This is a genomic window from Sphingomonas faeni (genome assembly GCF_023195535.1).
GTDB classification, from domain to species: Bacteria; Pseudomonadota; Alphaproteobacteria; order Sphingomonadales; family Sphingomonadaceae; genus Sphingomonas; species Sphingomonas faeni_B.
The window spans coordinates 284,725-309,974 of record NZ_JALPNF010000003.1 but is presented as its reverse complement, the minus strand read 5'-3'; the positions used below and the strand labels follow the sequence as shown (position 1 = coordinate 309,974).

Annotated in this window: 28 protein-coding genes; 12 read left to right on the top strand and 16 right to left on the bottom strand. The window is 65.6% G+C overall.

The window, feature by feature from the left end; all coding sequences use genetic code 11:
• The first annotated feature begins 15 nt into the window (after positions 1 to 15).
• Together SPHN_RS08630 and SPHN_RS08625 are read left to right on the top strand one after the other, a co-directional pair.
• Positions 16 to 264, top strand: coding sequence for a type II toxin-antitoxin system Phd/YefM family antitoxin (locus SPHN_RS08630; protein ID WP_248522723.1), 249 nt, complete (start codon positions 16 to 18; stop codon positions 262 to 264).
• Positions 251 to 544 carry a type II toxin-antitoxin system RelE family toxin gene (locus SPHN_RS08625; protein ID WP_282580500.1) on the top strand — a complete coding sequence of 98 codons (294 nt, stop codon included), beginning with the start codon at positions 251 to 253 and terminating at the stop codon, positions 542 to 544. The genes SPHN_RS08630 and SPHN_RS08625 overlap by 14 nt, the downstream gene beginning before the upstream one ends.
• A gap of 103 nt (positions 545 to 647) precedes the next feature.
• Here the strand turns inward: SPHN_RS08625 and SPHN_RS08620 are convergent, their stop codons facing one another.
• From SPHN_RS08620 to sdhC, 4 genes are read right to left on the bottom strand one after another with little or no spacing between them, the layout of a single operon-like run.
• Positions 648 to 923, bottom strand: a complete 276-nt coding sequence (locus SPHN_RS08620; protein WP_248522722.1) for a hypothetical protein — start codon at positions 921 to 923, stop codon at positions 648 to 650.
• The gene (sdhA, locus tag SPHN_RS08615; RefSeq protein ID WP_056016680.1) at positions 923 to 2,725 is read right to left on the bottom strand and encodes a succinate dehydrogenase flavoprotein subunit; all 1,803 of its coding nucleotides are present in this window, start codon (positions 2,723 to 2,725) and stop codon (positions 923 to 925) included. The genes SPHN_RS08620 and sdhA overlap by 1 nt, the downstream gene beginning before the upstream one ends.
• Positions 2,725 to 3,111: a succinate dehydrogenase, hydrophobic membrane anchor protein gene (gene sdhD, locus SPHN_RS08610; protein WP_248522721.1), complete on the bottom strand. Its 387-nt coding sequence runs from the start codon at positions 3,109 to 3,111 to the stop codon at positions 2,725 to 2,727. Before sdhD ends, sdhA begins: the two co-directional genes overlap by 1 nt.
• The gene (gene sdhC / locus SPHN_RS08605) at positions 3,111 to 3,521 is read right to left on the bottom strand and encodes a succinate dehydrogenase, cytochrome b556 subunit (RefSeq protein WP_282580499.1); all 411 of its coding nucleotides are present in this window, start codon (positions 3,519 to 3,521) and stop codon (positions 3,111 to 3,113) included. The genes sdhD and sdhC overlap by 1 nt, the downstream gene beginning before the upstream one ends.
• Positions 3,522 to 3,830: 309 nt before the next feature.
• Between sdhC and SPHN_RS08600 the strand changes: the two genes are divergently transcribed.
• Both SPHN_RS08600 and SPHN_RS08595 read left to right on the top strand, forming a co-directional pair.
• Positions 3,831 to 5,174, top strand: coding sequence for a methyl-accepting chemotaxis protein (locus tag SPHN_RS08600; protein WP_248522977.1), 1,344 nt, complete (start codon positions 3,831 to 3,833; stop codon positions 5,172 to 5,174).
• 20 nt (positions 5,175 to 5,194) lie between these two features.
• Positions 5,195 to 6,637, top strand: coding sequence for a methyl-accepting chemotaxis protein (locus SPHN_RS08595; RefSeq protein WP_248522720.1), 1,443 nt, complete (start codon positions 5,195 to 5,197; stop codon positions 6,635 to 6,637).
• 21 nt (positions 6,638 to 6,658) lie between these two features.
• On the opposite strand, the gene SPHN_RS08590 is transcribed toward SPHN_RS08595, so the two are convergent.
• Positions 6,659 to 7,753, bottom strand: a complete 1,095-nt coding sequence (locus SPHN_RS08590) for a GNAT family N-acetyltransferase (RefSeq protein ID WP_248522719.1) — start codon at positions 7,751 to 7,753, stop codon at positions 6,659 to 6,661.
• 92 nt (positions 7,754 to 7,845) lie between these two features.
• Here SPHN_RS08590 and SPHN_RS08585 point away from each other — a divergent pair, with 92 nt between their 5' ends.
• The gene (locus SPHN_RS08585) at positions 7,846 to 8,304 is read left to right on the top strand and encodes a DUF2721 domain-containing protein (protein WP_093398747.1); all 459 of its coding nucleotides are present in this window, start codon (positions 7,846 to 7,848) and stop codon (positions 8,302 to 8,304) included.
• On the top strand, positions 8,301 to 8,690 hold the full coding sequence (locus tag SPHN_RS08580; RefSeq protein WP_248522718.1) for a DUF4345 domain-containing protein: 390 nt from the start codon (positions 8,301 to 8,303) through the stop codon (positions 8,688 to 8,690). The genes SPHN_RS08585 and SPHN_RS08580 overlap by 4 nt, the downstream gene beginning before the upstream one ends.
• A 140-nt stretch (positions 8,691 to 8,830) precedes the next feature.
• Here the strand turns inward: SPHN_RS08580 and SPHN_RS08575 are convergent, their stop codons facing one another.
• On the bottom strand, positions 8,831 to 10,411 hold the full coding sequence (locus SPHN_RS08575; RefSeq protein WP_248522717.1) for an amidase: 1,581 nt from the start codon (positions 10,409 to 10,411) through the stop codon (positions 8,831 to 8,833).
• A 119-nt stretch (positions 10,412 to 10,530) separates the two neighbouring features.
• On the opposite strand from SPHN_RS08575, the gene SPHN_RS08570 reads away from it, so the two are divergent.
• Positions 10,531 to 11,700, top strand: a complete 1,170-nt coding sequence (locus SPHN_RS08570; protein ID WP_248522976.1) for an MBL fold metallo-hydrolase — start codon at positions 10,531 to 10,533, stop codon at positions 11,698 to 11,700.
• 149 nt (positions 11,701 to 11,849) lie between these two features.
• Here SPHN_RS08570 and SPHN_RS08565 read toward each other — a convergent pair whose 3' ends face one another.
• Both SPHN_RS08565 and SPHN_RS08560 read right to left on the bottom strand, forming a co-directional pair.
• Positions 11,850 to 12,236 carry a VOC family protein gene (locus SPHN_RS08565; RefSeq protein WP_248522716.1) on the bottom strand — a complete coding sequence of 129 codons (387 nt, stop codon included), beginning with the start codon at positions 12,234 to 12,236 and terminating at the stop codon, positions 11,850 to 11,852.
• 160 nt (positions 12,237 to 12,396) lie between these two features.
• Positions 12,397 to 13,227, bottom strand: coding sequence for a ferredoxin--NADP reductase (locus SPHN_RS08560; RefSeq protein ID WP_282580498.1), 831 nt, complete (start codon positions 13,225 to 13,227; stop codon positions 12,397 to 12,399).
• 363 nt (positions 13,228 to 13,590) lie between these two features.
• On the opposite strand from SPHN_RS08560, the gene uvrB reads away from it, so the two are divergent.
• The 3 genes from uvrB to SPHN_RS08545 all read left to right on the top strand — a co-directional run bounded on the left by uvrB (position 13,591) and on the right by SPHN_RS08545 (position 16,427).
• Complete coding sequence (gene uvrB, locus SPHN_RS08555; RefSeq protein WP_248522715.1) at positions 13,591 to 15,789, top strand: excinuclease ABC subunit UvrB; 2,199 nt, start codon at positions 13,591 to 13,593, stop codon at positions 15,787 to 15,789.
• Between the two features lie 64 nt (positions 15,790 to 15,853).
• On the top strand, positions 15,854 to 16,135 hold the full coding sequence (locus SPHN_RS08550; protein WP_248522714.1) for a type II toxin-antitoxin system RelE/ParE family toxin: 282 nt from the start codon (positions 15,854 to 15,856) through the stop codon (positions 16,133 to 16,135).
• Entirely contained in the window at positions 16,110 to 16,427 is a 318-nt protein-coding gene (locus SPHN_RS08545) for a HigA family addiction module antitoxin (protein ID WP_248522713.1), read from the top strand. The genes SPHN_RS08550 and SPHN_RS08545 overlap by 26 nt, the downstream gene beginning before the upstream one ends.
• Here the strand turns inward: SPHN_RS08545 and SPHN_RS08540 are convergent.
• On the bottom strand, positions 16,424 to 16,801 hold the full coding sequence (locus SPHN_RS08540; protein ID WP_248522712.1) for a PRC-barrel domain-containing protein: 378 nt from the start codon (positions 16,799 to 16,801) through the stop codon (positions 16,424 to 16,426). The two genes, SPHN_RS08545 and SPHN_RS08540, sit on opposite strands and share 4 nt — an antisense overlap.
• 112 nt (positions 16,802 to 16,913) lie before the next feature.
• Here SPHN_RS08540 and SPHN_RS08535 point away from each other — a divergent pair, with 112 nt between their 5' ends.
• Positions 16,914 to 17,495: a hypothetical protein gene (locus SPHN_RS08535; RefSeq protein ID WP_248522711.1), complete on the top strand. Its 582-nt coding sequence runs from the start codon at positions 16,914 to 16,916 to the stop codon at positions 17,493 to 17,495.
• 824 nt (positions 17,496 to 18,319) lie between these two features.
• On the opposite strand, the gene SPHN_RS08530 is transcribed toward SPHN_RS08535, so the two are convergent.
• The 4 genes from SPHN_RS08530 to SPHN_RS08515 form a co-directional block, all read right to left on the bottom strand.
• Complete coding sequence (locus SPHN_RS08530; protein ID WP_248522710.1) at positions 18,320 to 18,826, bottom strand: DUF2501 domain-containing protein; 507 nt, start codon at positions 18,824 to 18,826, stop codon at positions 18,320 to 18,322.
• 67 nt (positions 18,827 to 18,893) lie between these two features.
• Positions 18,894 to 19,568 (bottom strand): hypothetical protein, encoded by a 675-nt coding sequence (locus SPHN_RS08525; protein ID WP_248522709.1) that lies wholly within the window; start codon positions 19,566 to 19,568, stop codon positions 18,894 to 18,896.
• Positions 19,565 to 21,082 (bottom strand): fumarate hydratase, encoded by a 1,518-nt coding sequence (locus tag SPHN_RS08520; RefSeq protein WP_248522708.1) that lies wholly within the window; start codon positions 21,080 to 21,082, stop codon positions 19,565 to 19,567. The genes SPHN_RS08525 and SPHN_RS08520 overlap by 4 nt, the downstream gene beginning before the upstream one ends.
• Positions 21,083 to 21,190: 108 nt before the next feature.
• Positions 21,191 to 21,526, bottom strand: coding sequence for a hypothetical protein (locus SPHN_RS08515; RefSeq protein WP_248522707.1), 336 nt, complete (start codon positions 21,524 to 21,526; stop codon positions 21,191 to 21,193).
• A 127-nt stretch (positions 21,527 to 21,653) separates the two neighbouring features.
• On the opposite strand from SPHN_RS08515, the gene SPHN_RS08510 reads away from it, so the two are divergent.
• Positions 21,654 to 22,358: an NAD-dependent deacylase gene (locus SPHN_RS08510; protein ID WP_248522706.1), complete on the top strand. Its 705-nt coding sequence runs from the start codon at positions 21,654 to 21,656 to the stop codon at positions 22,356 to 22,358.
• Positions 22,359 to 22,483: 125 nt separating this feature from the next.
• On the opposite strand, the gene era is transcribed toward SPHN_RS08510, so the two are convergent.
• The 3 genes from era to lepB form a co-directional block, all read right to left on the bottom strand.
• Entirely contained in the window at positions 22,484 to 23,407 is a 924-nt protein-coding gene (gene era, locus SPHN_RS08505; protein ID WP_248522705.1) for a GTPase Era, read from the bottom strand.
• 278 nt (positions 23,408 to 23,685) lie between these two features.
• Positions 23,686 to 24,348 carry a ribonuclease III gene (gene rnc / locus SPHN_RS08500; RefSeq protein WP_248522704.1) on the bottom strand — a complete coding sequence of 221 codons (663 nt, stop codon included), beginning with the start codon at positions 24,346 to 24,348 and terminating at the stop codon, positions 23,686 to 23,688.
• Positions 24,345 to 25,154 carry a signal peptidase I gene (gene lepB, locus SPHN_RS08495; RefSeq protein ID WP_248522703.1) on the bottom strand — a complete coding sequence of 270 codons (810 nt, stop codon included), beginning with the start codon at positions 25,152 to 25,154 and terminating at the stop codon, positions 24,345 to 24,347. Before lepB ends, rnc begins: the two co-directional genes overlap by 4 nt.
• Positions 25,155 to 25,250 lie beyond the last annotated feature (96 nt).

The following is a 25,250-nucleotide window of genomic DNA, read 5'->3' as shown; positions in this document are numbered from 1 at the left end:
TGCTATAAAACGGTCATGATCGAGACCATTCATGCCGGCGCGACGGTTAGCATCAGCGACCTGAAGAAGAACCCGTCCGGCGTCATCGAGGCCGCAGGCGGGTTTCCGGTGGCGGTACTCAATCGCAATACGCCTGCGGCGTATCTCGTCCCGGCTGCGGCTTGGGAAGAGTTGATGGACCGGTTGGAGGACGTCGAACTGGCTGAGTTGGTACGCGCGCGTGCTGAGGAAGTGCCGGTCGCGGTGTCGCTTGGCGATCTATAGCCTCGCATTCCTGCCGAGTGCGCTGCGGGAATGGGAGAAGCTGGGTGCCAATGTTCGTGAGCAACTCAAGGCGAAGCTGACCGAGCGGTTGGGCGAACCGCATATTGCGAGCGCACGGCTAAACGGGATGACCGGCTGCTACAAGATCAAGTTGCGGGCTGCGGGGTATCGGTTGGTGTACCGGGTCGATGACGGCCTCGTGACGGTGATCGTCGTGGCGGTCGGGCGGCGGGATCGTAATCTGGTTTACAAGATCGCGGCGGGTCGGGTCGAGCGGTAGCAAATCGGTCGCAGCCAGTTGTTCTCCTGCGAACGCAGGAGTCGAGGGTTAAGGAGCGCGGCGTTTGTGATCCTGGACTCCTGCGTTCGCAGTAGAACGGGACTTAGTTTACCTGTTTGGCCGAACGCTTGTGCTGGAGGATCCAGCCTACCAGTCCGCCGGGGACTCCGCCTACCAGCGAAAACAGGGCGTAAAAGGTTATTGCGATCTTTTGGGGTTCTTCGCCTACGCCTCGGGTTTCGATCCCGAAGACGTAGATCGCGGTCAGGATCGCGACGACCGCCGGCCACAAAAACCCGGCAATCATCGGCTGGAAACGCGTCAAGAGCCCCACCGCGACCGGCACAAAGAACCCGATCGCGATGATGGCCCAGATCATCAATATACCCGCTTCTTGGGCTTGATGTAGTCGACGTCGTCGGTGAGCGTATAGTCGTGCACCGGGCGGAAATCGATCTTGGTTTCGCCGCCCTTGCCGCCCCAGCCGTTGAAGGTGGTGATGGTGTGCTTCATCCAGTTGGCGTCGTCGCGCTCGGGGAAATCCTCGTGCATGTGCGCGCCGCGCGACTCGGTGCGGTTGGCCGCCGAATTCATCGTGACGACGGCTTGGCCGATCAGATTGTCGAGCTCCATCGTCTCGACCAGATCGGTGTTCCAGATCATGCTGCGATCCTTCACGGCGACGTCGGTCATCCGGTTGTAGATCCCGGCCATCTTCTCGACGCCCTGGTTCAGCAGTTCGGTGTCGCGGAACACGGCACAATGCTTCTGCATGGTCTGCTGCATGTCGAGACGGATCTGCGCGGTCGGCGACCCGCCGCTCGCATTGCGGAAATGATCGAGACGCGTGAGCGCCAGATCTTCCGAACCCTTGGGCAGCGGCGCGTGCGCGGTGCCGGGCTTCAGCGTGTCCTTGATGCGCAGGCCGGTCGCGCGGCCGAACACCACGAGATCGATCAGGCTGTTCGAGCCGAGGCGGTTGGCACCGTGGACCGAGACGCACGCCGCCTCACCGACTGCGAACAGGCCGGGGACGACCGCGTCGGGGTTGCCGTCGACGAGGTTGACGACCTCGCCGTGGAAGTTGGTCGGGATGCCGCCCATGTTGTAATGCACCGTCGGCGTGACGGGCAGCGGCTGGCGCGTGAGATCGACGCCGGCGAAGACTTTCCCGGTCTCGGTGATGCCCGGCAGGCGCTCGGCGAGCACCTTGGGATCGATGTGATCGAGGTGCAGGAAGATGTGGTCGCCGTTCTTGCCGACGCCGCGGCCTTCGCGCATTTCGAGCGCCATCGAGCGGCTGACGACGTCGCGCGAGGCGAGGTCCTTCGCCGACGGGGCATAGCGCTCCATGAAGCGCTCGCCCTCGGAGTTGGTCAGGTAACCGCCCTCACCGCGTGCGCCCTCGGTGATGAGCACGCCCGCGCCGTAGATGCCGGTCGGGTGGAACTGGACGAACTCCATGTCCTGCAACGGCAGGCCGGCGCGGAGCACCATAGCGTTGCCGTCGCCGGTGCAGGTGTGCGCCGAGGTCGCCGAGAAATAGACGCGGCCATAGCCGCCGGTGGCGAGCACGGTCTGGTGGCTGCGGAAGCGGTGGATCGAACCGTCTTCCATGCACAGCGCGATGACGCCGCGGCAGACGCCGTTTTCCATGATCAGGTCGAGTGCGAAATACTCGACGAAGAAGTCCGTATTGTACTTCAGGCTCTGCTGGTACAGCGCGTGGAGCATCGCGTGGCCGGTACGGTCGGCGGCGGCGGCGGTGCGCTGGACCGGAGGCCCCTCGCCCATGTTCTGCATGTGGCCGCCGAACGGACGCTGATAGATCGTGCCGTTCTCGTTACGGCTGAACGGCATGCCGGCATGTTCGAGCTCGTAGACCGCCTGCGGGGCTTCGCGGCACAGATACTCGATCGCGTCCTGGTCGCCGAGCCAGTCGGACCCCTTGACGGTGTCGAACATGTGCCAGGTCCAGTGATCCGGTGAGTTGTTGCCGAGCGACGCGGCGATGCCACCCTGCGCTGCAACGGTGTGCGAACGGGTCGGGAAGACCTTCGTGATGCACGCGGTCTTCAGGCCGCTCTCGGCGATGCCCATCGTGGCGCGCAGGCCGGAACCGCCGGCACCGACGACGACCGCATCATAGGTATGATCGATGATCTTGTAGGCAGCTGACATTACGCAGGGGCTCCGGAGAAGGCGACCTTCAGGATCGCGAACAGGGCGATACCGCCCAGCGTGAAGGTGAACAGGTTGAGGAGGATCATCGTCACGACACGGCTTTCACCGTGCATGTAATCCTCGATCACGACCTGAAGACCGAGACGGAAGTGATAGAACACCGACAGGATCAGCAGCGCCATCGGCACCGCGACCCAGGCCGATTCCAGCCACAGATGGATCGCAGCGTAATCATAGCCGGGCATCCGCGCGACCGAGATCATCAGCCACAGCATGAGGAACAGGTTGGCGCCCGCCGTCAGGCGTTGCTGCCACCAGTGATGCGCGCCGTGTTTCGCGCTGCCGAGGCCGCGGACGCGACCGATTGCCGTACCCGAACCCATTACTTGATCCCCATGTAGAGCCAGAACACGACCGTCAACGCGACCGAGGCGACCATCGTCGCGAGCGCGCCCATCTTGTTCCGCTTCAGTTCGTAGCCGGCACCGGTGTCGAGCACGAAGTGGCGGATGCCGGTCATCATGTGCTGGAACAGCGACAGCGTCAGGCCAACCGCGATGACGTAGCCGAGGATATTGAGGCCGCCGGTATCGGTCGTGAACACGTCGACGAACGTCGCATACGCCTGATCGCCCGATGCGATCGCGGCGAGCCACCAGACGAGCAGCAGGCTGCCGACGGTCGCCATCCCGCTGCCGGTCGCGCGGTGCAGGATCGAGACCAGCATGTGCGGGCCCCATTTATAGACCTGCAGATGGGGAGAAAGCGGGCGTGCCGGGTTGCGCGATGCCAAGGGCGGAGTCCTCGAACCAGAAGATGACGAACCAAAATTATCTTGGTCCACAATATATAGATCGGGCGACCTATTAGCCACCACGTGCTGCGATGCAACCCATTGGGCGCGGTCCGATAACCCATGACACCGCAAACCGTGCTGCTGCCCGAGCCACGATGCCGGACGGAATTACCGGACGGGCCGGATGCGAAATGATTTCGCGCGAAGGCCGCAGTGCGATCGATCTCTAACCCGGCCTTAAGACATAGGCTGTAGCGCCGGATGCGCATACCCGATCCGGAGTCCATCGTCTTGACCACCACCGACCTGCCGGTTCCCGGCGCGATTGCGGCCTCTGTCGACCTCGCGGCACGGCTGCGGGTTTTCGACTTCGACGGATCGCTCAGCAACGCGAGCCGCGAAGTCTGGGCGGCGCTGGCCCCCGAGATCACGCATGTCTCGAAGGCGTATTGGGAGCAGTGGCTGCGCTGTTTCTCCGACGAGCGGATCTGGGCACCGCACGAGACCGAGCAGATGATCGAGGTCGGCTGCACGTTCCTGCGCAATCGCTTCCTCGATACGAGCGGGCGCGCCTGGATCGAGTCGGTCGAGCGCTCCGTCGCCGCGGCCTATGTCGCCGGTGTGTCGCCGATGGCGCTGCTGTCGATGATCAGCGCGAGCGACCGTGCCGCGCTGGAGGTGCTGATGCGGCGGGTCGACCGGTCGGATGTCAAGCTGCCGGTCTATATCGACACGCTGATGCGGCTGTCCGCGCTGGAAGGCGAGATCACCGTCGCGATCTACAATGCGTACAGCACGCATTCGGCGCGGGTGGCGCGCGATACGCTGGCGGCGGAGTTCCGCGACGGGATCGCGGCGATGGTGGAGACCGCGACCGACGAGGGCCATATGCTCCGCGAACAGGCGATGCGCAGCTCGGCGTCGACGCGCGCGGTGCTGGGCAAGGCGAGCGAAGTCGCCGCCGCCGCCGAACAATCCGCGGTGGCGATGCGCGAGGCCGCGCAGACCGCCGCCGGGCTGATCCGCGCGATCGAGGATGCGCGCACCGAAGTGGAAGCAGCCGCCGAGATCGCCAACCGCGCGTCCGCGCAGGCGGGCCAGGCGGTCGGCATGTCCGAGACGCTGAGCGATCATGCCAAGTCGATCGAGTCGATCCTCGGCCTGATCCGCGACATCGCCGGGCAAACCAACCTGCTCGCGCTAAACGCGACGATCGAGGCGGCGCGGGCGGGCGATGCCGGGCGCGGCTTCGCGGTGGTGGCGCAGGAAGTGAAGAGCCTCGCCAACCAGACCGCACGCGCGACCGACGACATCGCCGCGAAGATCGCCGCGATCCAGTCGGCGACGCGCTCGACCGTCGAGACAAACGCGTCGATCAAGTCGACCGTGGCCGAGGTGCAGGAGAGCGCCGACCGGATCCGCTACGCGATGGAAGCGCAGGCGCAGACGGTGACCGCGATCACCGCGGCGGTCGACGAGACCGCGCTGGCGGCGGATTCGATGTCGACCACGATCGCCGCGATCCGCGAGGATACCGAGACAGTCGCGACCGAGATCGACGGCGTCGGCCGTGGCTTCGACGTGCTGGATACGCGGCTGGGCAATCTCAAGAACAGCGCGGGCGATTTCGTCGCGAAGGTCGCTGCATAACGGACCCTCAGGAGGGGGCGATGATCGAGCATCAGGAGAGGATTTCCAGTCCACCCGTCCAAGACGGGGGGCAGCCTGCCGGTTCCGAAAGGACACGTGAAGGCGCGCGCACGCCGGCCCGAAACTGGGGCGGCGACCAGCGACCGCTGCGCGAACGCATTCACGATTACGACTGGGACGGCCTGATCGAGCCGGCCTGTGCGACGCTCAGCGCGCTGCTCGGACCAGCCGATCGCCATGAGATCGCCGAGACGTTCTGGCGGCATTACCTCTCGCTGGAATCGGCACGGCACATCGAGCGACATTTCACGCCCGAGGTGCTCGAACACCGGATCGCATCGAGCGCGCAGTATGTCCGGCTGAAATACATCTCGCCCAACGACGATGCGTGGAAGGCGATGGCGATCCGCCATGCCGAGGATTCGCATCGCTCGGGCATCCCCCTGCCCGCGCTGCTCTCGTCGCTGGCGTTTGCGCATAGCGTGACGCTCAACGTGATCTCCAACCGGCTGGGCGCGGACATGGCGGCGATGCGGACTCTCAGCGACGTGGTGCAGCGGCTGGCGCTGATCGAGGCGGACATCATGGCCTCGCATCTCGGCGCGAGCGATGCGGAGGCCGCGCGGGTCGAACGACAGGCGCGCGCGACCGAGTTCCGGGGCAGCATCGCGGCATCGATCGAGCATACCGCTGCACTGGGCGCGCGGATCCGGGTGCAGGCGACGGGCGCATCGGCATCGACCCGCGGCATGCTGTGCAAGGCGAGCGAAGTCGCGACGGCGGCCGAGCAGTCCGCGGTGGCGATGCGCGAGGCGGCGCAGACCACCGCCGGGCTGATCCGCGCAATCGAGGATGCGCGCATCGAAGTCGAGGCCGCCGCCGCCATCGCCGACCGTGCCTGTACGCAGACCGGCGAGGCGGTTGGCGTGTCCGAGGCGCTGAGCGAGCATGCCAAGTCGATCGAATCGATCCTCGGGCTGATCCGCAGCATCGCCGGGCAGACCAACCTGCTGGCGCTGAACGCGACGATCGAAGCAGCGCGGGCGGGCGATGCCGGGCGCGGCTTCGCCGTGGTCGCGCAGGAGGTAAAATCGCTCGCCAGCCAGACCGCGCGGGCGACGGACGACATCGCCGCCAAGATCGCCGCGATCCAGTCGGCGACGGCGGCGACCGTCGCGACGAATGCGGGGATCAAGGCGACGGTGACCGAGGTGCAGCACAGCGCCGACCGAATCCGTCATGCGATGGAGGCACAGGCGCGCACCGTCACCGCGATCACCGCTGCGGTCGACGAGACGGCGCTGGCGGCGGATTCGATGTCGACGACGATCGCGACCATTCGCGCGAACACCGAGGCGGTGGCGACCGAGATCGACGAGCTGGGACATGCGTTCGGCGACGTCGACGATCAGCTCGGGGTGCTGCGCGGCGCGGCGGATGGGTTCTCGGCTAGCGTGGCCTGAGCCGCACGGACATGATGCGCGTCAACCGCGCCGCTGACTGCTGCGCCGCCATATCCAGCCAAGCAGGCGACCGGCGAGCGCCGGCAGGCCGGGGCGCAGCAGCAGCCAGTCGCGGATCGGCGCGTCGATCGTCGCGCCGATGACCTGCTTGTAGCCGCTGTCGCCGGCGCCCCAGTCGACCCGGCGAATGCCACGCGCCTGCGCCGCGACCAGGTTACGCCAGTAGAGCAGCTTGCCGGGAGAATGCTTGGCGAAGCGTGGGTCGTAGCTGTTGGCGACCGCGTACAGCAGTTCGCCAGTGTCGATATCGAACGAGAAGGCGGCGGGCCTATCGTCGACCGTCAGCAGCGCGGCGCGGAACATCGCGGCAAGCACCGGATCGGCGACCGCAGCCTGCCAGAAGGCGAGATGTCCGTCGGCGGTGAACTTCATGCCGGTACGATCGGTGTCGTGCGCGATCCAGCTCGTCTGCTCGACCGCGCCGAGATCGGCGAACGCGGCGGGCCAGTCCGCACCCGACAGGAAGCGCCAATCGGGTACGCCGTGTTCGACAAGGTGCTTTTCGTGGAAGCGGTTCTTGCGCAGCGTCGAGGTGCGTGGCCAGGGCTGTCCGTCTTTCGCAAGGGGTACGTCTAGCGACCAGCTATCGCCGATGGTGCGATCGATCGCGGTCCAGCCTTGCGCGCGGGCAGCGACGATCAGCGCGCTGGCGGCGGGATCATTGTCGTGGACCGGGCCGATTCTGAGGCCGCTCGCATGGCGCGCCAGTGTCGACAGTGCGGTCTTCAGCGCAGGCTCGCCGGCTTCGAGCGCGAGGCCGAAGCTGCGGAACGGCCAGTAGCAGCCGGGGATCGCCGCCATCCCGAACATACGCGGACCCAGCGGCACGAACGGCAGCGTCAGGACCGGCGCGTCGTCCTGCTCGACCACCAGCGTCCGCGCCTGTCCGCCATAGGCGGCGAGCGCGGCGGCGTACCAGCCGAAGCGCAGGAAGCGGTGGCTGTGCGCGCCCCGCTCCGCGACGATGTCGATCGCGGCGGCAAGCCCCTCGACCACGTCGCCGCGGACGTTGGGCGGCAGCCGGACGAAGTCGGCCAGGAGCATCGGCTTGGACATGGACCGCTAGATACCGCGCGGAAGGTTACGATTGCATGCTGTTTTGCAATCGCCCCCTTTTGCAATCGGCCATTCCCCATCATGGTGGCGGCATGCCGATCATTCCCGCCATCTCGACCATCGCCCAGACGATCCAGCTCTCGCTCGCGCCGGTGTTCATGCTCGCCGGGATCGGCCAGTTGCTGAACGTGCTCGCGGGACGCCTGTCGCGGGTCATCGACCGGGCGCGGAAACTGGAGCAGTTGCACCCAAATTTCTCGGCGGCCGACCGGACCCGCTATGGCTGGGAGTTGCGATTGCTCGACCGGCGGATGACGATCATCAACGCCGCGTTGTTCCTGGCGGTGTCGAGCGCGATCATGACTTGCGTGCTGATCGCGCTGCTGTTCATCGCCGAGCTGGCCAAGCTGCATTTCGGCACCGCGGTGGCGCTGTGCTTCATCCTCGCGATGATCCTGCTGATCGCGGCGCTGGTATCCTTTATTTTCGAGGTCCGAATGTCGTTGCGGGCCTTCCGGATCCGGCCGGAATTGCTGAAGGACCTGTCGTGATCGAGAAGCGCCTGTTGCAGGCAGTGATCGCAGTCGCGTGCCTGTTGCCGCTGATCGTCGGCGGCCAGGGCGTGCTGCACGGGCCGGCGCCGTTCGGGCATCTGACCGATGTGCCGCGCGATCTGGACAGCCATTTCCGGTATATCTCGGGGATATTCTTCGCGACCGGCCTCGGGTTTCTGAGCTGTATTCCGGATGTCGAGCGGAAGGGGGCGCGGTTTCGGTTGCTGGGCGGGCTCATTTTCGTCGGCGGCGTATCGCGGGGGATCTCGCTGCTGGCGGTCGGCGTACCGTCGCAGGGGCACGTGCTGGGGCTGGGTATGGAGACGGTGGTCGTGCCCTTGCTGATGCTATGGCAGTGGAATTTCGCCAAGCGAGCACGCTGACCTAACGATCCTCCCCCGCCAGGGGGAGGTGGCTGGCTCTTGCCAGACGGAAGGGGGCGGAAAGGAGCAACCGCCGTTCCGTGTCCTCCCCCTCCGTCACCTGCGGTGCCACCTCCCCCTTGCGGGGGAGGATCGTAAGGTCAGCGAGCTGCCTCCAAGCCAGGGCCGGCGTCTGCCGAGGGTAGGTAGCGCGGCGCAACCCGCGCCCTCGCCCTCTGCTCATACGCATACCCCGCACCCAGCACCGCCGCGTCCCCGTATTTCGTCGCGATGAACGACAGGCCGACCGGCAACCCGCGCACCAACCCCATCGGCACCGTCAGGTTCGGATAGCCCGCAACAGCTGGCAGCCCGCTCGAACTCGGGCCGCCATATTGATCGCCGTACACCGGGTCGCTGAGCCAGGCCGCGCCATAGGTCGGCTCGACCAATACCGTCGCCCCTGCCGCCTTGAGCATCGCGTCGATCCCCTCCGCGCCCGCCAGCCGCAGAGATTTCGCACGCGCCGCCTTGTACGCCGGGTCGTTCAACCCCTTGGTCTTGGCCGCAGCCTCGAACGTCTCCTGCGCGAAGAACGGCATTTCCGTTGCCGCATTGGCCGCGTTGAACGCGATGACCTGATCGAGCGTGCGCGTGCGGACCGTGGCGGGGGTGGTCGCGAGATAGGTGTCGAGGTCGGCCTTCAGCTCGGTCTGGAGCACCAGCAGTTCCGCCTCGCCGAGCCCGTCGAGCTTGGGCTGTTTCACCTCGACCAGCACCGCCCCCGCCGCCTTCAGCACGTCGAGCGCGGCCTGGTATTTCGCTGCAAGGTCCGCGGTCATCTCCGGCCGGATCACGCCAATGCGCAGCCCGGAGAGTGCGCTCGTCGACAGCCCGGCCGCATAGTCGCGCTTGTACGCGCCCGCCCCCGCGGTCGCCGCGTCCGCCGGATCGGCAGCTATCATCGCAGAGAACAGCGTCGCCACGTCGCGGACGCTGCGCGCCATCGGGCCGGGCGTATCCTGGCTGTGGCTGATCGGGACGACGTGCATGCGGCTGACGAGGCCGAGCGTGGGCTTCAACCCGACCAGCCCGTTGAGCGACGACGGACACACCACCGAGCCATCGGTCTCGGTCCCGATCGCCGCCGCCGCAAAGCTCGCCGCGATCGCCGCGCCCGACCCGCTCGACGACCCGCAGGCGGTCCGGTCGAGCGCATAGGGATTTTTCACTAACCCGCCCACCGCGCTCCAGCCGCTCATCGAGCGGGTCGAGCGGATGTTCGCCCATTCGCTGAGATTGGTCTTGCCCAGGATCACCGCCCCCGCCGCACGCAGCTGCGCGACCACGGGCGCATCGCGTCGCGTCAAATTGTCTTTCAGCGCCAAGCTGCCCGCCGTGGTCGGCATCGCGTCGGCGGTCTCGACATTGTCCTTGATCAGCACGGGCACGCCGTGGAGTGGACCGCGCATGCGCCCGGCCTTGTGCTCGGCGTCGAGCGCCTTCGCCTGCGCGAGTGCATCGGGGTTGAGCGCGATCACGCTGCGTAGCGTCGGACCGGTGCGGTCCATCGCCGCGATCCGTGCGAGATAGGCGCGGACGAGATCGACGCTGCTCGCCTTGCCTGACGCCAACATCGCCTGAAGCTGGTCGATCGACTGTTCCTCGACCGCGATCGTTTTGGCCTGCGCCGCCGCTGGAATGGCAGTCGCGAGCAATAGCCCGATGATATATTTACGCATTTTCCGATTCCCCTTTGCCGGAAGGCTATCGGGGTTGCGCGCCCGCGCCAAGCGGGCTGAACGATGCTCGATACGATGCGTTACGGATCGGCAACGGATAGGGGAACGGCGTGCGTCAGGTGTTGAAGTTCGTCGGGGGCGTCGTGCTGCTGGCGATCGTGGTTGTCGCGCTGGCGGTGACGATCGTGCCGCGCTTCCTCGACCGCATCTATTACCGCGGACCGACGACCGGCCATTTCGACGGCGCGCGCTTCGCCAATCCCGACAACGACGCGGATACACAGCAAATCCAACCGGCAGGCAGTGGCGGCGGCCGCGCGGGCTTTTTCTGGCGCTATTTCACCGGCGGCGATGGGCGGCCGGGTTGGCCCAAATCGGTGGCGGTGCAGCGGATCGCGCCCCCGGCCCGTGTTCAGGGGCAGCGGATGGTCGTGACGTGGGTCGGGCATGCTAGTGTGCTGGTCCAGACGCAGGGGCTCAACATCCTCACCGATCCGGTCTGGGCGGAGACGGCCGGGCCGCTTGGCGCAGGGCCACATCGCGTCGCCGAGCCGGGGATCGCGTTCGATGCGCTGCCAAAAATCGATCTCGTGCTGGTCAGCCACAATCATTACGACCATCTCGACAAGGTGACGCTGCAACGCCTCTGGCAGCGCGATCGGCCGCGGATCGTCACCAGTCTGGGCAATGACAGCGTGATCGGCCAGACCGGGGCGGCGGCGACCGCGCTCGACTGGGGGCAGCGGGTGGCGATCAAGCCGGGTGTCGCCGTAACCGTGACGCGCAACCATCATTGGGGCAGCCGCTGGTTTACCGATCGCAACCGCGCGCTGTGGTCGAGCTTCGTCGTGACCTTGCCGGGCGGCAACGTGTTCTTTGCGGGCGATACCGGAATGGGCGACGGTCAGTGGCCGGTCGAGGCGGCGGCGCTGGGGCCGATCCGGCTGGCGCTGATCCCGATCGGTGCGTTCCGGTTCGTCGATGGGCAGATGGAGTCGGGGAGTCATATCGGGCCGGTCGATGCGGTCGAAGTGTATCGCCGGCTCGGCGCGGCGCACGCGATCCCGATCCACTGGGGGACGTTCCGGCTGTCGTTCGAAGGGTATGATACGCCGCCGAAACTGCTGGCGGCGGCGATGCGGTGTACCGGGCAGACCGGGTTCGCGCCGGTGGCTATCGGGCGGCCGGTGGAGGTTGCTGGGTATGCGAAGCCGGCGGCGGTAACGCCGATGGCGCGGGCGGCCTTGCTGAAGTGCCTAGATACGCCGGAGGTTCGCGCTTTGCGGTAGTCGAGATCGCTCGCCCGTCACCTCCCCGGCGGAGGCCGGGGTCCAGTTGGGGGACGTTGCTGACGGGGCACGGCCCGCTGTTACTGCTACCTTTCCAACTGGGCCCCGGCCTCCGCCGGGGTGGTCTCTCCCTCAATCGTGCCCGCCACTCACCCCATCTTGAACACGCAAAGCTTGTTGCCGTCCGGATCGCGGAAATAGGCGCCGTAGAACCCCATCTGCTCGGGCCCGCGCGACCCCGGACCACCCTCGTCCGCGCCGCCTAGTTCGATCGCTTTGGCGTAGACCTGATCGACCTGCTCGCGCGTATCGGCCGACAAGGCGACCATCGTGCCGTTGCCGGCGGTCGCGGCCTGCCCGTCATACGGCTTGCCGATCGCCAGCATCGGCGTCCTTGCGCCGGCGCCATAGAAGGTCAGTTTTCGCTCGTCGGGCATCTGCATGAGCCGCTTGCCGCCGACCGTCGCGAACAGCGCGTCGTAGAAGGTCAGCGCCGAGTCGATATCGTTGGTGCCGAGCGTTGCGTAACCGATCATGGGTCTCTCCTCTTTGTTTAAGGCGAGTATCACGGGCTTGAGCGAGAGACGCAACTAACCGTTCCCCCGCGTAGGCGGGGGTCCAGGCCCGAACCCTCCCGGCATTCGACGGTGATGTAATCCTTGGGCCCCCGCGTTCGCGGGGGAACAGTTGAGTAGGTCAGCCGACGAACGCGCGCTCGATCACGAACGTACCCGGCTTCGAATTCGCGCCTTCCTCGAAGCCCTGCGCCTCGAGCATCACCGCGAATTCCTTGATCATCTCGGTCGAGCCGCACAGCATCGCCCGGTCGGTTTCGGGATTGAGCTTCTGCTCGCCGCGCACCGGGTGGCCGAACAGCGAGGCATCCTCGATCAACGCGCCGATCCGTCGCGTGGTGCGGAACGGCTCGCGCGTGACGGTCGGGATATAGTGGAACTGCGTCTGCGCCTCATCGGCGATCAGCGGATCCTCCGCCAGCAGCCCAACCATCTCGTCATGATAGGCGAGATCGCTCACCCGCCGCACGCTGTGCACGACGATCACCTGCTCATACGCCGCATACACGTCGGGATCGCGCATCAGGCTGAGGAACGGCGCGAGGCCGGTGCCGGTCGAGAACATGAACAGCCGCTTCCCCGGCAGCAGCGCGTCGAGCACCAGCGTGCCGGTCGGCTTCTTGCCGAGATACACTTCGTCGCCGGGCTGGATCAGCTGGAGCTTCGAGGTGAGCGGGCCATCCTCGACCTTGATCGACAGGAACTCGAGCTCCTCCGAATAATGCGGCGACGCGATCGAATAAGCGCGCATGATCGGCTTGCCGCCCTCCTGGGGGAGGCCGATCATCACGAACTCGCCCGAGCGGAAGCGGAAGGTCGACGGCCGCTCGATCGCGAAGCTGAACAGATGTTCGTTCCAGTGACGCACCCACAGCACCTTGGCGTTGAGGAACGCGGGGGTCTCGGGGATCAGCACGGGCGGGCGCGTTGCTTCGATCATCGGGGCGGTCATGCGTCTATTCCTTCGGCCGCGCAGAATCGCGCTGGCGGGTCAATGCTTGCGAAACGGTCGCAGTATTGGTGTCGGGGGAATGGGTCAACAACAGCTAAACTTGGCCTTGCCCAAACAGCCCCTAGCCCGCGACAGTCGACCTTAAGCAATCCTCCCCCGCCAGGGGGAGGTGGCGCCGAAGGCGTCGGAGGGGGAGGACACGGAACAGCCGTTGCGCCTGCCTCCCCCTCCGTCTGGCAAGTGCCAGCCACCTCCCCCTGGCGGGGGAGAATCCTTTGAAGGTCGATCCGCCTTGCGCCGCCTCCTCCGCGGAAGATCGCGAGCCGTTGCCGACCGACCGCATGTTCCCCATATTCCCCCACGATGGCCATTCAGATCCGCACCAGTCTCGCCGAGCCCGAAACCGGCGAAAGCTTCGTCCCGCACCGCCCCACCGCACGCCCGAACAAGGTCGAGGGGGGCAAGGCGTTCAAGCTCGTCAGCGAGTATGAACCCGCGGGTGACCAGCCCACTGCGATCGCCGAACTCGTTTCCGCGATCGGCGACGGCGAGAAGGATCAGGTGCTGCTCGGCGTCACCGGCTCGGGCAAGACCTTCACGATGGCCAGCGTCATCAACCGCGTCCAGCGCCCCGCGCTGATCCTCGCGCCGAACAAGATTCTGGCGGCGCAGCTCTACGGCGAGATGAAGTCGTTCTTCCCCGAGAACGCAGTCGAATATTTCGTCAGCTATTACGATTATTACCAGCCCGAAGCCTATGTCGCGCGCTCGGACACGTACATCGAGAAGGAGTCGTCGACCAACGAGTCGATCGACCGGATGCGGCATTCCGCTACCCGTGCGCTGCTCGAACGCGACGACGTGATCATCGTCGCGTCGGTGTCGTGCCTGTACGGCATCGGCTCGGTCGAGACCTATTCGGCGATGATCTTCGACCTGAAGAAGGGCACGACCGTCGACCAGCGCGAGATCGTGCGGAAGCTCGTCGCGCTCCAGTACAAGCGCAACGACGCGGCGTTCCAGCGCGGCAATTTCCGCGTGAAGGGCGACACGCTCGAAATCTTCCCGTCGCATTACGAGGACAGCGCGTGGCGCATCTCGTTCTTCGGCGACGATATCGAGGAGATCACCGAGTTCGATCCGCTGACCGGCAAGAAGGTCGCGTCGCTGAACTCGGTGCGGGTGTACGCAAACTCGCATTACGTGACGCCTGGCCCGACGCTCAAGCAGGCGGGCGAGGCGATCAAGCACGAGCTGGCCGAGCGGCTGAAGGAGCTGGTGCTGGAAGGCAAGTTGCTCGAGGCGCAGCGGCTTGAGCAGCGGACGAACTTCGATCTCGAGATGATCGCGGCGACCGGGTCCTGCGCGGGGATCGAGAATTACAGTCGCTTCCTCACCGGTCGCATGCCGGGTGAGCCGCCACCCACTTTGTTCGAATATCTCCCCGACAACGCGCTGCTGTTCGTCGACGAGAGCCACGTCACGATCGGCCAGATCAACGGCATGTCACGCGGCGATCACCGTCGCAAACTGACGCTCGCCGAATACGGCTTCCGCCTGCCGAGTGCGATCGACAACCGACCACTCCGCTTCAACGAATGGGACGCGATGCGCCCGCCGACCACCTATGTCTCGGCGACGCCGGGCAGCTGGGAGATGGAGCAGACCGGCGGCGTGTTCGCCGAACAGGTCATCCGCCCGACCGGGCTGATCGATCCGCCCGTCGAGATCAAGCCCGTCGAGGAACAGGTCCAGGACCTGATCGTCGAGGTCGGCAAGACGACCGCGCTCGGCTATCGCACGCTCGTCACCACGCTGACCAAGCGGATGGCAGAGGACCTGACCGAGTACATGCATGAGGCCGGGATCAAGGTCCGCTACATGCACAGCGACGTCGAGACACTGGAACGTATCGAGCTGATCCGCGACCTGCGGCTCGGCGTGTACGACGTGCTGATCGGCATCAACCTGTTGCGCGAAGGGCTCGACATCCCCGAGTGCGGGCTGGTCGCGATCCTCGATGCGGACAAGGAGGGCTTCCTGCGCTCCGAGACGTCGCTGATCCAGACGATCGGCCGCGCCGCGCGCAACGTCGACGGCCGCGTGATCCTGTACGCCGACCGCGTCACCGGATCGATGGAGCGCGCGATGAACGAGACGTCGCGCCGTCGCGAGAAACAGGTCGCGTACAACATTGAGCACGGCATCACGCCGACGACGATCCGCCGCAACATCGGCGACATCATCGCCCACGTGGCGTCGCAGGATCAGGTGACGATCCCGATCGACGAAGACCGTCCGCACATGGTCGGGCATAACCTTCGCGCCTACATCGAGGATCTCGAAAAGCAGATGCGCAAGGCTGCTAGCGATCTGGAGTTCGAAACCGCCGGTCGACTGCGCGACGAAATCCGGCAGTTGGAGAACGAGGAACTGGGCCTGCCGGCGGATCAGCAGAAAGCGCCGGTCATGGGGCGGTCGAACGAGGGCAAGCCGGGAACCCGAAAGACGCGCTACGGGAAGAGTCAGAAGATGCGGATGGGTGGTTCGCGATCGCGGTAGCCTTGCGTGCTTGCGCTTGCCGCTGAACACTAACGGATCACCTATGCCTAATTGATGGTGCCTTATGATCCGCAGCTTTCATGACAACGAAACTGAGCGCGTCTGGCTCCGGCAGCGAAGCCGCCGATTCCCTCCAGATATCCTACATCGAGCTGTCAACCGATTAAGGTTGCTCGATGCTGCAGAAACGCTCGACGATGTTCGCTTTCCGCCAGGCAATCGCCTTCATGCCTTGACTGACGACCGCACCGGTCAGCATTCCATTTCCATCAATATGCAATGGCGTGTATGCTTCGTCTGGCGCGATGGAGGTGCCGAGCGTGTCGAAATCACAGACTATCACTGAGAGTGACTGGATCGAGAACGATCACGCCGGAGAATTACTGGCGAGTGAATTCATGGAGCCGCTAGGCCTTAGATCGGTAGATCTGGCAGCTGCCATCGACGTTTCGCAGTCGCGGATCGAAGCGCTGATTAGTGGAAACGTCCCGGTCGACGGCGAACTTGACCTGCGACTGACGCGGTACTTCAGACTGTCGGAGGGTTTTTTTCTCCGACTGCAAAATCAGTATGAGCTTTTAGAGGCCAAGCGCGCCTTGAATGGCGCGCTCGACCGGATCGTTCCCCGCGCGGCTTAGCCGACGACGAGGTCTTCGCTGCTCGACCCGTAATAGCTAGCGACGCGGTCGGCATAAGCCTGGTCGAAGACCGGTGCGTTGTTTGACCAGCTCGGGCCGCCTTCGAGGACGCGCTTGTCGATCGTGACGACGTAGAGGTCGCGGACCGCGTCGAACTGGAGCAGCGCGAACGGCAGCGGGTAGAAGCTCTTGCCCATGCCGAGAAAGCCGCCGAGGCTCAGCACGGCGTGCGTGACGCGGCCGGTGCCCTTGTGGACCATGAACGCGTGGACCGAGCCGACATTGTCGCCATCGCGGCTCTCGACCTTCATCGTGCCGGAAATGTTCGACTGGACGAGTAGCTGGGTCGGGGTCTGGGCGGCGGTGTCGGACATGAAATTTCTCCTGATATCTTCCGTCGCTGAACCGGTACCACCGTGCGGCGGTTCCCGCCTAGAGTGCTTCGTCGTACTTGAGCGACCGCCGGGCGTGCCGCATAGCGATACGATGCGCACTCCGTCCCCCCACCTCGTCGGCTTGCGATCGCTTGCCAGCCCCCTCGCCCTGGCAAGACTTGCCGGTCTGGCGACGCTTGTATCGATCGCCGGCTGCGTTCCGCCACCGCGGGTCGAAGCGCCGCCGCCGCCGCGCACCGTCGCGCCGACCCCCGCGCCGGCACCGCGCCCGGCACCGATCGCCGCAGACTGGCGCGATTGGCCGTATTCGCCGGGGACCTGGGTGTATCGCCGCGACGCCCGCGGCTCGATCGCGCTGTTCGGACCCGCCAATGCGGACGCCTCGCTGACGTTGCGCTGCGACACGGCGACGCGTCAGATTTACCTCGCACGCGCGGGCAGCACGCCGACTCCGCTGACGATCCGCACGTCGAGCGCGACCCGCGCCGTGTCCGTCCAGCCGACCGGTGGCACGCCGCCCTATGTCGCCGCCGCGCTGATGCCGAACGACTCGTTGCTGGAGGCGATGGGGTTCAGTCGCGGGCGGTTCGTCGTCCAGCAGGCCGGGCTGCCACCGCTTGTCGTACCCGCCTGGGCCGAGATCGAGCGCGTGACCGAGGATTGTCGCGCCTGATATCGACCCCGTTGTCGACGAGACGACAGTCGTACAGGATCGGCCGAAAACTTCCGTAAAACAAGGCTTGTATCACGAGGCGGGTCGGCACACATTGCGGTTGCGGTCAGGCTTGGCCGCGTTGTTTCAACAAGCGAAAGGAGGTGATCCGATGTCTCATGGTTCAGCAGTGAGTTCGGTTCGGTTCGTTCGGGGGACGCACCGCTAACGCCGCCGGTCCGCGTGGGGAGTATCCTCTCCCAGTCAACACGCGGGTCATAGGATAAGCGGTACGCATGGTCCTCCGGGCTGGAGCTCTCCGGCCGCTGACCATGTCAGGAGGTTGTCGGGTCGTCGGGAGACGATCCGGCAGCCTCTTTTCATTTGTGCCGTGTTTGGTTGGTTGGCGGTGATCGATCCAACCGCCATTGACGACGACGTTGTGTGAACCGACGACGGTCGCCGTCGTCGAAGCTACCTCGCCTTTTCCTAGCTGACGATATTGGCAGGCGCAGGCTGAGCGGGTGACCAACCCCTGCGCCGCGCCCGTAGCCACTGGTGTTCCGCCTTAACGGCCAGAACCCGAAACTCGAGCGCGCATCGAGCCAGCGCTGAAGCAGTCGAAGACGCGAAAACATCCCACGCCCACATCGTCATCCTGACGAAAGTCAGGACCCAGGGCCGCATAGGGCAGTACCCTATTACTCTGAATCCTGACTTTCGTCAGGATGACGTGAGATATGAGACATTGGAACGGGAACGACGGAGGGACTGGCTTATGCCCCCATCTCCATCTGCCGCGCGCGTTGCGCAACGGCCGCCCTTAGCCCGCGATTGCCCCCCCCCTACAGGAACGCTTTCGCCCGATTGAGCACGATGCTGCACATCCGCGTCTTTACCTGCCCGCCCAGATCGTCGAGCGAGAACGCCTGTCCGTTCGGAGCCTGCACCTCGCCTTGCTGTCCGGCGGCATAGCCCGGCGAGGTCTGCACGCCCTGCCGACCGGTCAGACGCTGAAGGATCGACTGCGCGCCGGTGGCCGGCGCATTCGTCGAGCCACCCGCTCGTGCCGCGCCATTTCGTCCGCCCGTCAGTGCGCCGAGCGCTCCACCCTGGCCGAGCAGATTGTTCTTCAGGCAATAGCCTAGCAGACCGGCGGCATTGCCGGCGCCGATCGATCCGACGCTCGGCAACGCACCACCGAGCAAGCCGCCCAGTCCGCCGAGACCGCCGAGTCCGCCCAGGTCCCCAAGCCCGTTTTGCGTCGACGCCCCCTGTGGCGCGCTGGTCTGGGCCGATGCGGAAGTTGCGAGGGCAAAGGCTGCCACGAGGGCAATCGCTGTCTTGGGCATGATAGGTTTCTCCGATAAGGTCGGGTTACCAACGGGACTGGCGGGGCTGCGTTCCGAAACGGCTTGTTCAGCGACCCGCGAACAGCGCGTCGACCGATCCGCCATTGGCGTGCAACGCGGCCGCCACCCGTCGACGGGCATCGAAATATACCAAGGGCGACGCGCTCGGATCGGTCTTGCGAAGGCGGGCGGCATCCGCGTCGGTCAGGCTGCTCTCGCGCGCGACATGATCGGCATATCCCTCCGTCTGCCAGGTCGGCAGCATCGCGCTGCGCAGTTCGCCGACGTGGTTGGCGATCATGATGTGCGTCGTCTCGTGCGCGATCACGCCGGACAGTGTGCGGGTGTTGCCGATCGCCCGAACGTTCGTCACGCGGTCGACGCCGATGTCGCTGCGATTGACCACGATCGCCGAGCTGAACGGACGGCGGAAGGCGAAGGCTCCGGGCGACTGGATTGCAAGGAGCCGCCAGCGCCAGCCACCGTCCGTGAGGAACAGCGATCGATCGAGCGGACCGGTGTAGATCGGACTGGCGCGCACCAATCCCTCCGCACGCGCCAGTTCGCTGCCGATCCGCGGATCGATCGGGCGCTCGGCATAGACGGTGACGGTGCCGATCCGCTGCTCGTACGGAAACGCCAGCAACTGCGGCGCATAGATAACCGCGACGGCCAGCAGAAGGAGGACGGACAGGGTCCACCGGACGGGCCCTTGCCCCCTTCTGCGGGCGCGTATCGTCATGCCGGTGTCAGCAGCCCCTCACGCTTGATCTTCTCGCGCCAGACGAGCGGCGCGAGCTGGTGGACGTTCTCGCCCGCGGAATCGACGGCGACGGTCACCGGGAAATCGGCGACCTCGAACTCGTAGATCGCTTCCATGCCGAGATCCTCGAAGCCGACGACCTTCGAGCCCTTGATCGCGCGGGCGACGAGATAGGCCGCGCCGCCGACCGCCATCAGATAGGCGGACTTGCGTTCGGCGATCGCCTTGGTCGCGTCCGCGCCGCGCTCGGCCTTGCCGACCATTGCCAACAAACCCTGGTCGAGCATCATGCGGGTGAACTTGTCCATGCGGGTCGCGGTCGTCGGGCCGGCGGGGCCGACCACCTCGTCGCCGACCGGATCGACCGGGCCGACATAATAGATCACGCGACCCGCGAAATCGACCGGGAGCGGCTCGCCCTTCGCCAACATGTCGGCGATCCGCTTGTGCGCGGCGTCGCGCCCGGTGAGCATCTTGCCGTTGAGCAGCAGGCGATCCCCGTGTTTCCAGGTCTGCACGATTTCGGGCGTCAGCGTGTCGAGATCGACGCGGATCGCGGCCTTGTCGGGCGTCCAGTTGACGTCGGGCCATTCCTCCAGCTTCGGCGCCTCGAGATAGACAGGACCCGAGCCATCGAGCACGAAATGCGCGTGGCGCGTGGCGGCACAGTTCGGGATCATCGCAACCGGCTTCGACGCGGCGTGCGTCGGCCAGTCGAAGATCTTCACGTCGAGGATGGTGGACAGCCCGCCCAGGCCCTGCGCGCCGATGCCGAGCGCGTTGACCTTGTCGTAGATCTCGATCCGCAGCGCCTCGATGTCGTTCTTCGGCCCGCGCGCCTTCAGCTGCGCCATGTCGATCGAGCCCATCAGCGACTGCTTGGCGAGGATCATCGACTTCTCGGCGGTGCCACCGATGCCGATCCCGAGCATGCCGGGCGGGCACCAGCCCGCGCCCATCTGCGGGATCATTTCCAGCACCCAATCGACGATCGAATCGCTTGGGTTCATCATCTTGAACTTCGACTTGTTCTCGCTGCCGCCGCCCTTCGCCGCGACGTCGATCGAGACGGTGTTGCCGGGCACCATCTCGACATGCATCACGCTCGGCGTGTTGTCCTTGGTGTTGCGGCGGGTGAAGGCGGGGTCGGCGAGGATCGACGCGCGCAGCTTGTTCTCGGGGTTGAGATACGCCTTTCGCACGCCTTCATCGACGACCTCCTGCAGGCTGCGGGTCGACTCAAGACGGCAATCCTGGCCCCATTTGACGAAGATCGTGACGATTCCCGTGTCCTGGCAGATCGGGCGGTGGCCCTCCGCGCACATCCGGCTGTTGGTGAGGATCTGCGCGATCGCATCCTTGGCGGCGGGGCTCTGCTCGGCCTCGTAGGCGACGCCCAAGGCGCGGATGTAGTCCATCGGGTGGTAGTAGCTGATGAACTGGAGCGCGTCGGCGACGCTTTCGATCAGGTCGGCTTCGGTGATGACGGTCATGCAGCGCCTTTACGGATACAGGTTTGCAGGCGTCTTAGCGGCGATCGTGCGATTTATGAAGACGGGGTGCGGGCGCACGGCGGATGATCGGCGATCGCCCGGCTCGCATCACGCTGCCCTAGCACGTGCCGCCAACAAAGCGGTCAGCGCAGACACCGCTGCGAGAGGGATGCTCAACAGGCACGCCATCGCCAAGCCAATCGCCCAGGATGCTGCAGCCCCGGTATTCCACCACATGACCGGAAGTTGGGCCAACGAAAGACCGACGCCCGCGGTCCAACCGCGCCGCCTCAGCGCGGTGCCGCTGATCGCCGCCAATCCAAAAGCCACGGGATACCAGACATGCCAATAGCCGTCCGCGTCCCAGGGCTCCTTTGCGCCGGTTATCTGCGATACGCACTGCCAGTAGAGGATGCCGCCTGCAAACAGGGACAGAAACTTCACGCTATGCCTGCTCATCGGCCTGCCCTCCCACGCGATGTCTTCCCACACGATCGCGCCGACGCCAATGCGCCCGTGTGCCCTGGGAGCTTCACTTCCAGTCCCGAGCCGGGCTGCCTATGCTGCGGTCATGCATGACATAAAAAACATCCTGGTTCTGACCGGGGCCGGGATTTCGGCGGAAAGCGGGATTGCGACGTTTCGGGGGCCGGGTGGGCTTTGGGAGGGGCACCGGGTCGAGGATGTCTGCACGCCCGAGGCGCTCGCGGCGGATCCGGAGTTGGTGCACCGGTTTTACGATCTGCGGCGGGCGGCTCTGGCGGGGGTGGAGCCTAATGCTGCACACCGGGCGCTGGCGCGGCTGGATGCGGGTTGGGACGGCGAGTTGCTGATCGTCACGCAGAATGTCGACGACCTGCATGAGCGGGCGGGGGCGACGCGGATGCTGCATATGCATGGCGAGTTGTTGTCGGCGCTGTGTGCTGTTTGTGGAGCGCGGGAGGCTTGGGCGGGGGTGCTGCCCGAGGGGGCGGTTTGCGGCGCGTGCGGTTCGGCGTCGCTTCGGCCGGACATCGTGTTCTTTGGGGAGATGCCGTACCAGATGGAGCGGATCGAGGCGGCTTTGGCGCGGGCGGATCTTCTCGTTTCGGTGGGGACTTCGGGGGCGGTGTATCCGGCGGCGGGGTTCGTGCAGACCGCGGCGTATCATGGCGCGCGGACGCTGGAGCTAAACCTGGATCCTTCGATGGGGAGCGTGTTCTTCGAGGAGACGCGGATCGGGGCGGCTGGGGTGCTGGTGCCGGCGTGGGTGGAAGGGATTTTGTCGGACGCCTGATCCTACCCCACAAGGTGGGGTGGCAGCCCGAAGGATGACGGGGGGGGGGTCGCCGTATCTAGAGCGGGTCACCCCTCCGTCTGGCTGCGCCAGCCACCTCTCCTTGCAGGGGAGGATCAGGGGCATCAGTCCACCCAGTCCAGGCCCATGTCGCGGTAGATTTCGCGGTCTTCGTCCCAGCCGGGTTTTACCTTTACGTGCAGATATAGGTGGACGGGCTTGCCGGTGATCGACGCGAGTTCGATGCGTGAGCGGGCGCCGATTTCCTTGATGCGGACGCCGCCCTTGCCCAGCACGATCGCGCGCTGGGTCGGGCGCTCGACGAGGATCTGCTGGTGGATCTCGAGGCTGCCGTCCTGCCGTTCGATATACTGCTCGGTCTCGATCGTGCTCGCATACGGAAGTTCGGCGTGGAGCTGGAGATAGAGCTGCTCGCGCGTGACCTCGGACGCCAGCGCGCGCTCGGTCGAGTCGGAGACCTGGTCCTCGGGGTAGTGCCACGGGCCTTCGGGCATCGCCTTGGCGAGCTCGGTCTTGAAGTGAGCGAGGCCGTCGCCGGTGCCGGCGCTGATGAAGAACGTCTCCGCGAAGGGGAGCAGTGCGTTCAGTTTCTCGGCGTGGATCAGCAGCTTGGTCTTGTCGGCGAGATCGACCTTGTTGAGGATCAGCCAGATCGGCTCGGTGCGACCGACCAGCGACTCGACGATCGTCGTGACCTTACCGCCGATCCCGCCCTTGGCGTCGACCACCAGTGCGATGATGTCGGAGCCTTCCGCGCCACCCCAGGCGGCGGCGACCATCGCGCGGTCGAAGCGGCGCTTGGGCTCGAAGATGCCGGGGGTATCGACGAGCAGGATCTGCGTGTCGGCCTCGATGGCGACGCCCATCAGCTTGGCGCGCGTCGTCTGCGCCTTGGGGCTGACGATCGCGACCTTCTGGCCGACGAGCGCGTTGACGAGCGTCGACTTGCCCGCGTTAGGCGCGCCGACGATGGCGACTAGGCCGCAATGCTTGGGGGCGGAGATTTCAGGCGTGGTAGGTTCGGTCACTTAGGCTCTTTTCGGCATCGGGATATTCGGGTCGATCATACAGACAAAACGCCCTCGCGTCATTCCCGCCGAACTGCGGCCTCACTCGCCGGCGCGTCGGGCGCAGTCCGAGAAGAAAGAGTTTGTTCGCGCAGAGGCGCAGAGGACGCAGAGATGAAGGGAATGAGGGTCGCACCCGCTGAACCAAACGCCGCCGAATAATCGGTGTCTTGCCGGGCACGACCTTGCCCCGATCGAACCATCTCCGCGTCCTCTGCGCCTCTGCGCGAAAAATCCTTCTAGCCGAGCTTCTCCAACAGAGCCTTGGCCGCTGCGGTTTCGGCTTCCTGTTTGCTGGAGCCGGTCGCGGTGGCTTCGGCGAGTTTGCCGATCGAGACCAGCATCGTGAATTTTGGGGCATGGCCGGGGCCGGTGCGTTCGACGATGGTGTATTCGGGGGGCTTGCGGTTGTGCGCGGCGGCCCATTCCTGGAGGGCGGACTTCGGATGTTGCGGGGCTTTGGCGCCGGCCTGGACGCGGTCACCCCAGGCGCCGCGGACGAAGGCGCGGGCGGCGTCGAGGCCGGCTTCGCGGTACCATGCGCCGATCAGCGCCTCCATCACGTCGCCGAGCACGTTGTCGCTGTCGCTGGCGCCGTCGTCGCGTGCTTGCTTGCCGAGTTTGAGGTGCGGGCGGACGCCGAGTTCGCGCGCGACGTCGGCGCAGACCGGGCCGGTGACGAGCGCGTTGAGGCGTTTCGACAGCGAGCCCTCGGGGTCGGTTGCGAACAGTTCGTACAGCCACTCGGCGATGATGAGGCCGAGGACGCGGTCGCCGAGGAATTCCAGTCGCTCGTAGTTCGCGGCGGCCTGGCTGCCGTGGGTCAGCGCGCGCTCATAGGGGGCGAGATTGGTCGGTGTGCGGCCGAAGAGCGTCTTCAGCCAGCCGGCTAGGTCGCTCAAAAGCCTTCCCCGATGCGGCTCCAGCGGGCGGCGCTGACCCAGGTCCAGGGCTTGAACCATTCGGCGTCGCCGTCGGTCGAGAAAAAGTTGACGACCGCCTTGCCCTCGACATTCTCGAGCGGGACATAGCCCATGCCGCTCGGCGCGGGGAAGCGGCTGTCGCCGCTATCGTCGCGGTTGTCGCCCATCACGAAAATGTGACCGGCGGGGATCGTGTAGAGCCCGGTGTCGTCGCGGTCGGGGAGTTCGGCCTGATCGAGGACTTCGTAGCTGCGGCCGCCCGGCAGCGTTTCGCGGAAGCGGGGGTAGCGACAGATTTGCACGTTCGCGACGACGTCGACGAACGGCGCGCCGCATTTCTCGGCGTTGAAATTGGCGGTGAGCGGGATCGTGAAGTCGGCGATGCGCTGCTTCGGGATCGCCTTGCCGTTGAGGTAGACGATGCCCTGGCGCATCTGGATCGTCTCGCCGGGCAGGCCGATGACGCGCTTGATGACGTCGTGGTCGAGCACTTCGGGTGCGCGGAAGACGACGACGTCGCCGCGCGCCGGCGTGCTGCCGAAGATGCGGCCGGGGATCAACGGCACGCCGGCGGGCAGCGACCAGCGCGAGTATCCGTAGTTCCACTTCGAGACGAACAGATAGTCGCCGATCAGGAGCCGGGGCAGCATCGACTCGGAGGGGATGCTGAACGGCGCGAAGATGAAGCTGCGCAGGATCAGCACGACCAGCGCGAGCTTCAGCAGGAAGCGAAAGGTCTCGCTCGTTTCAGACCGCTTGGGTTTCGTCTTCACGTCATTTGCCATGCGCGCGGGTTTGCGCAGACGGCGCGCGTCGTCAAGCGTATGCGGGATACCTGTCACCGAAAGAGCGTTGTCGCGGTCTCGCGCTTGCAGCATGAA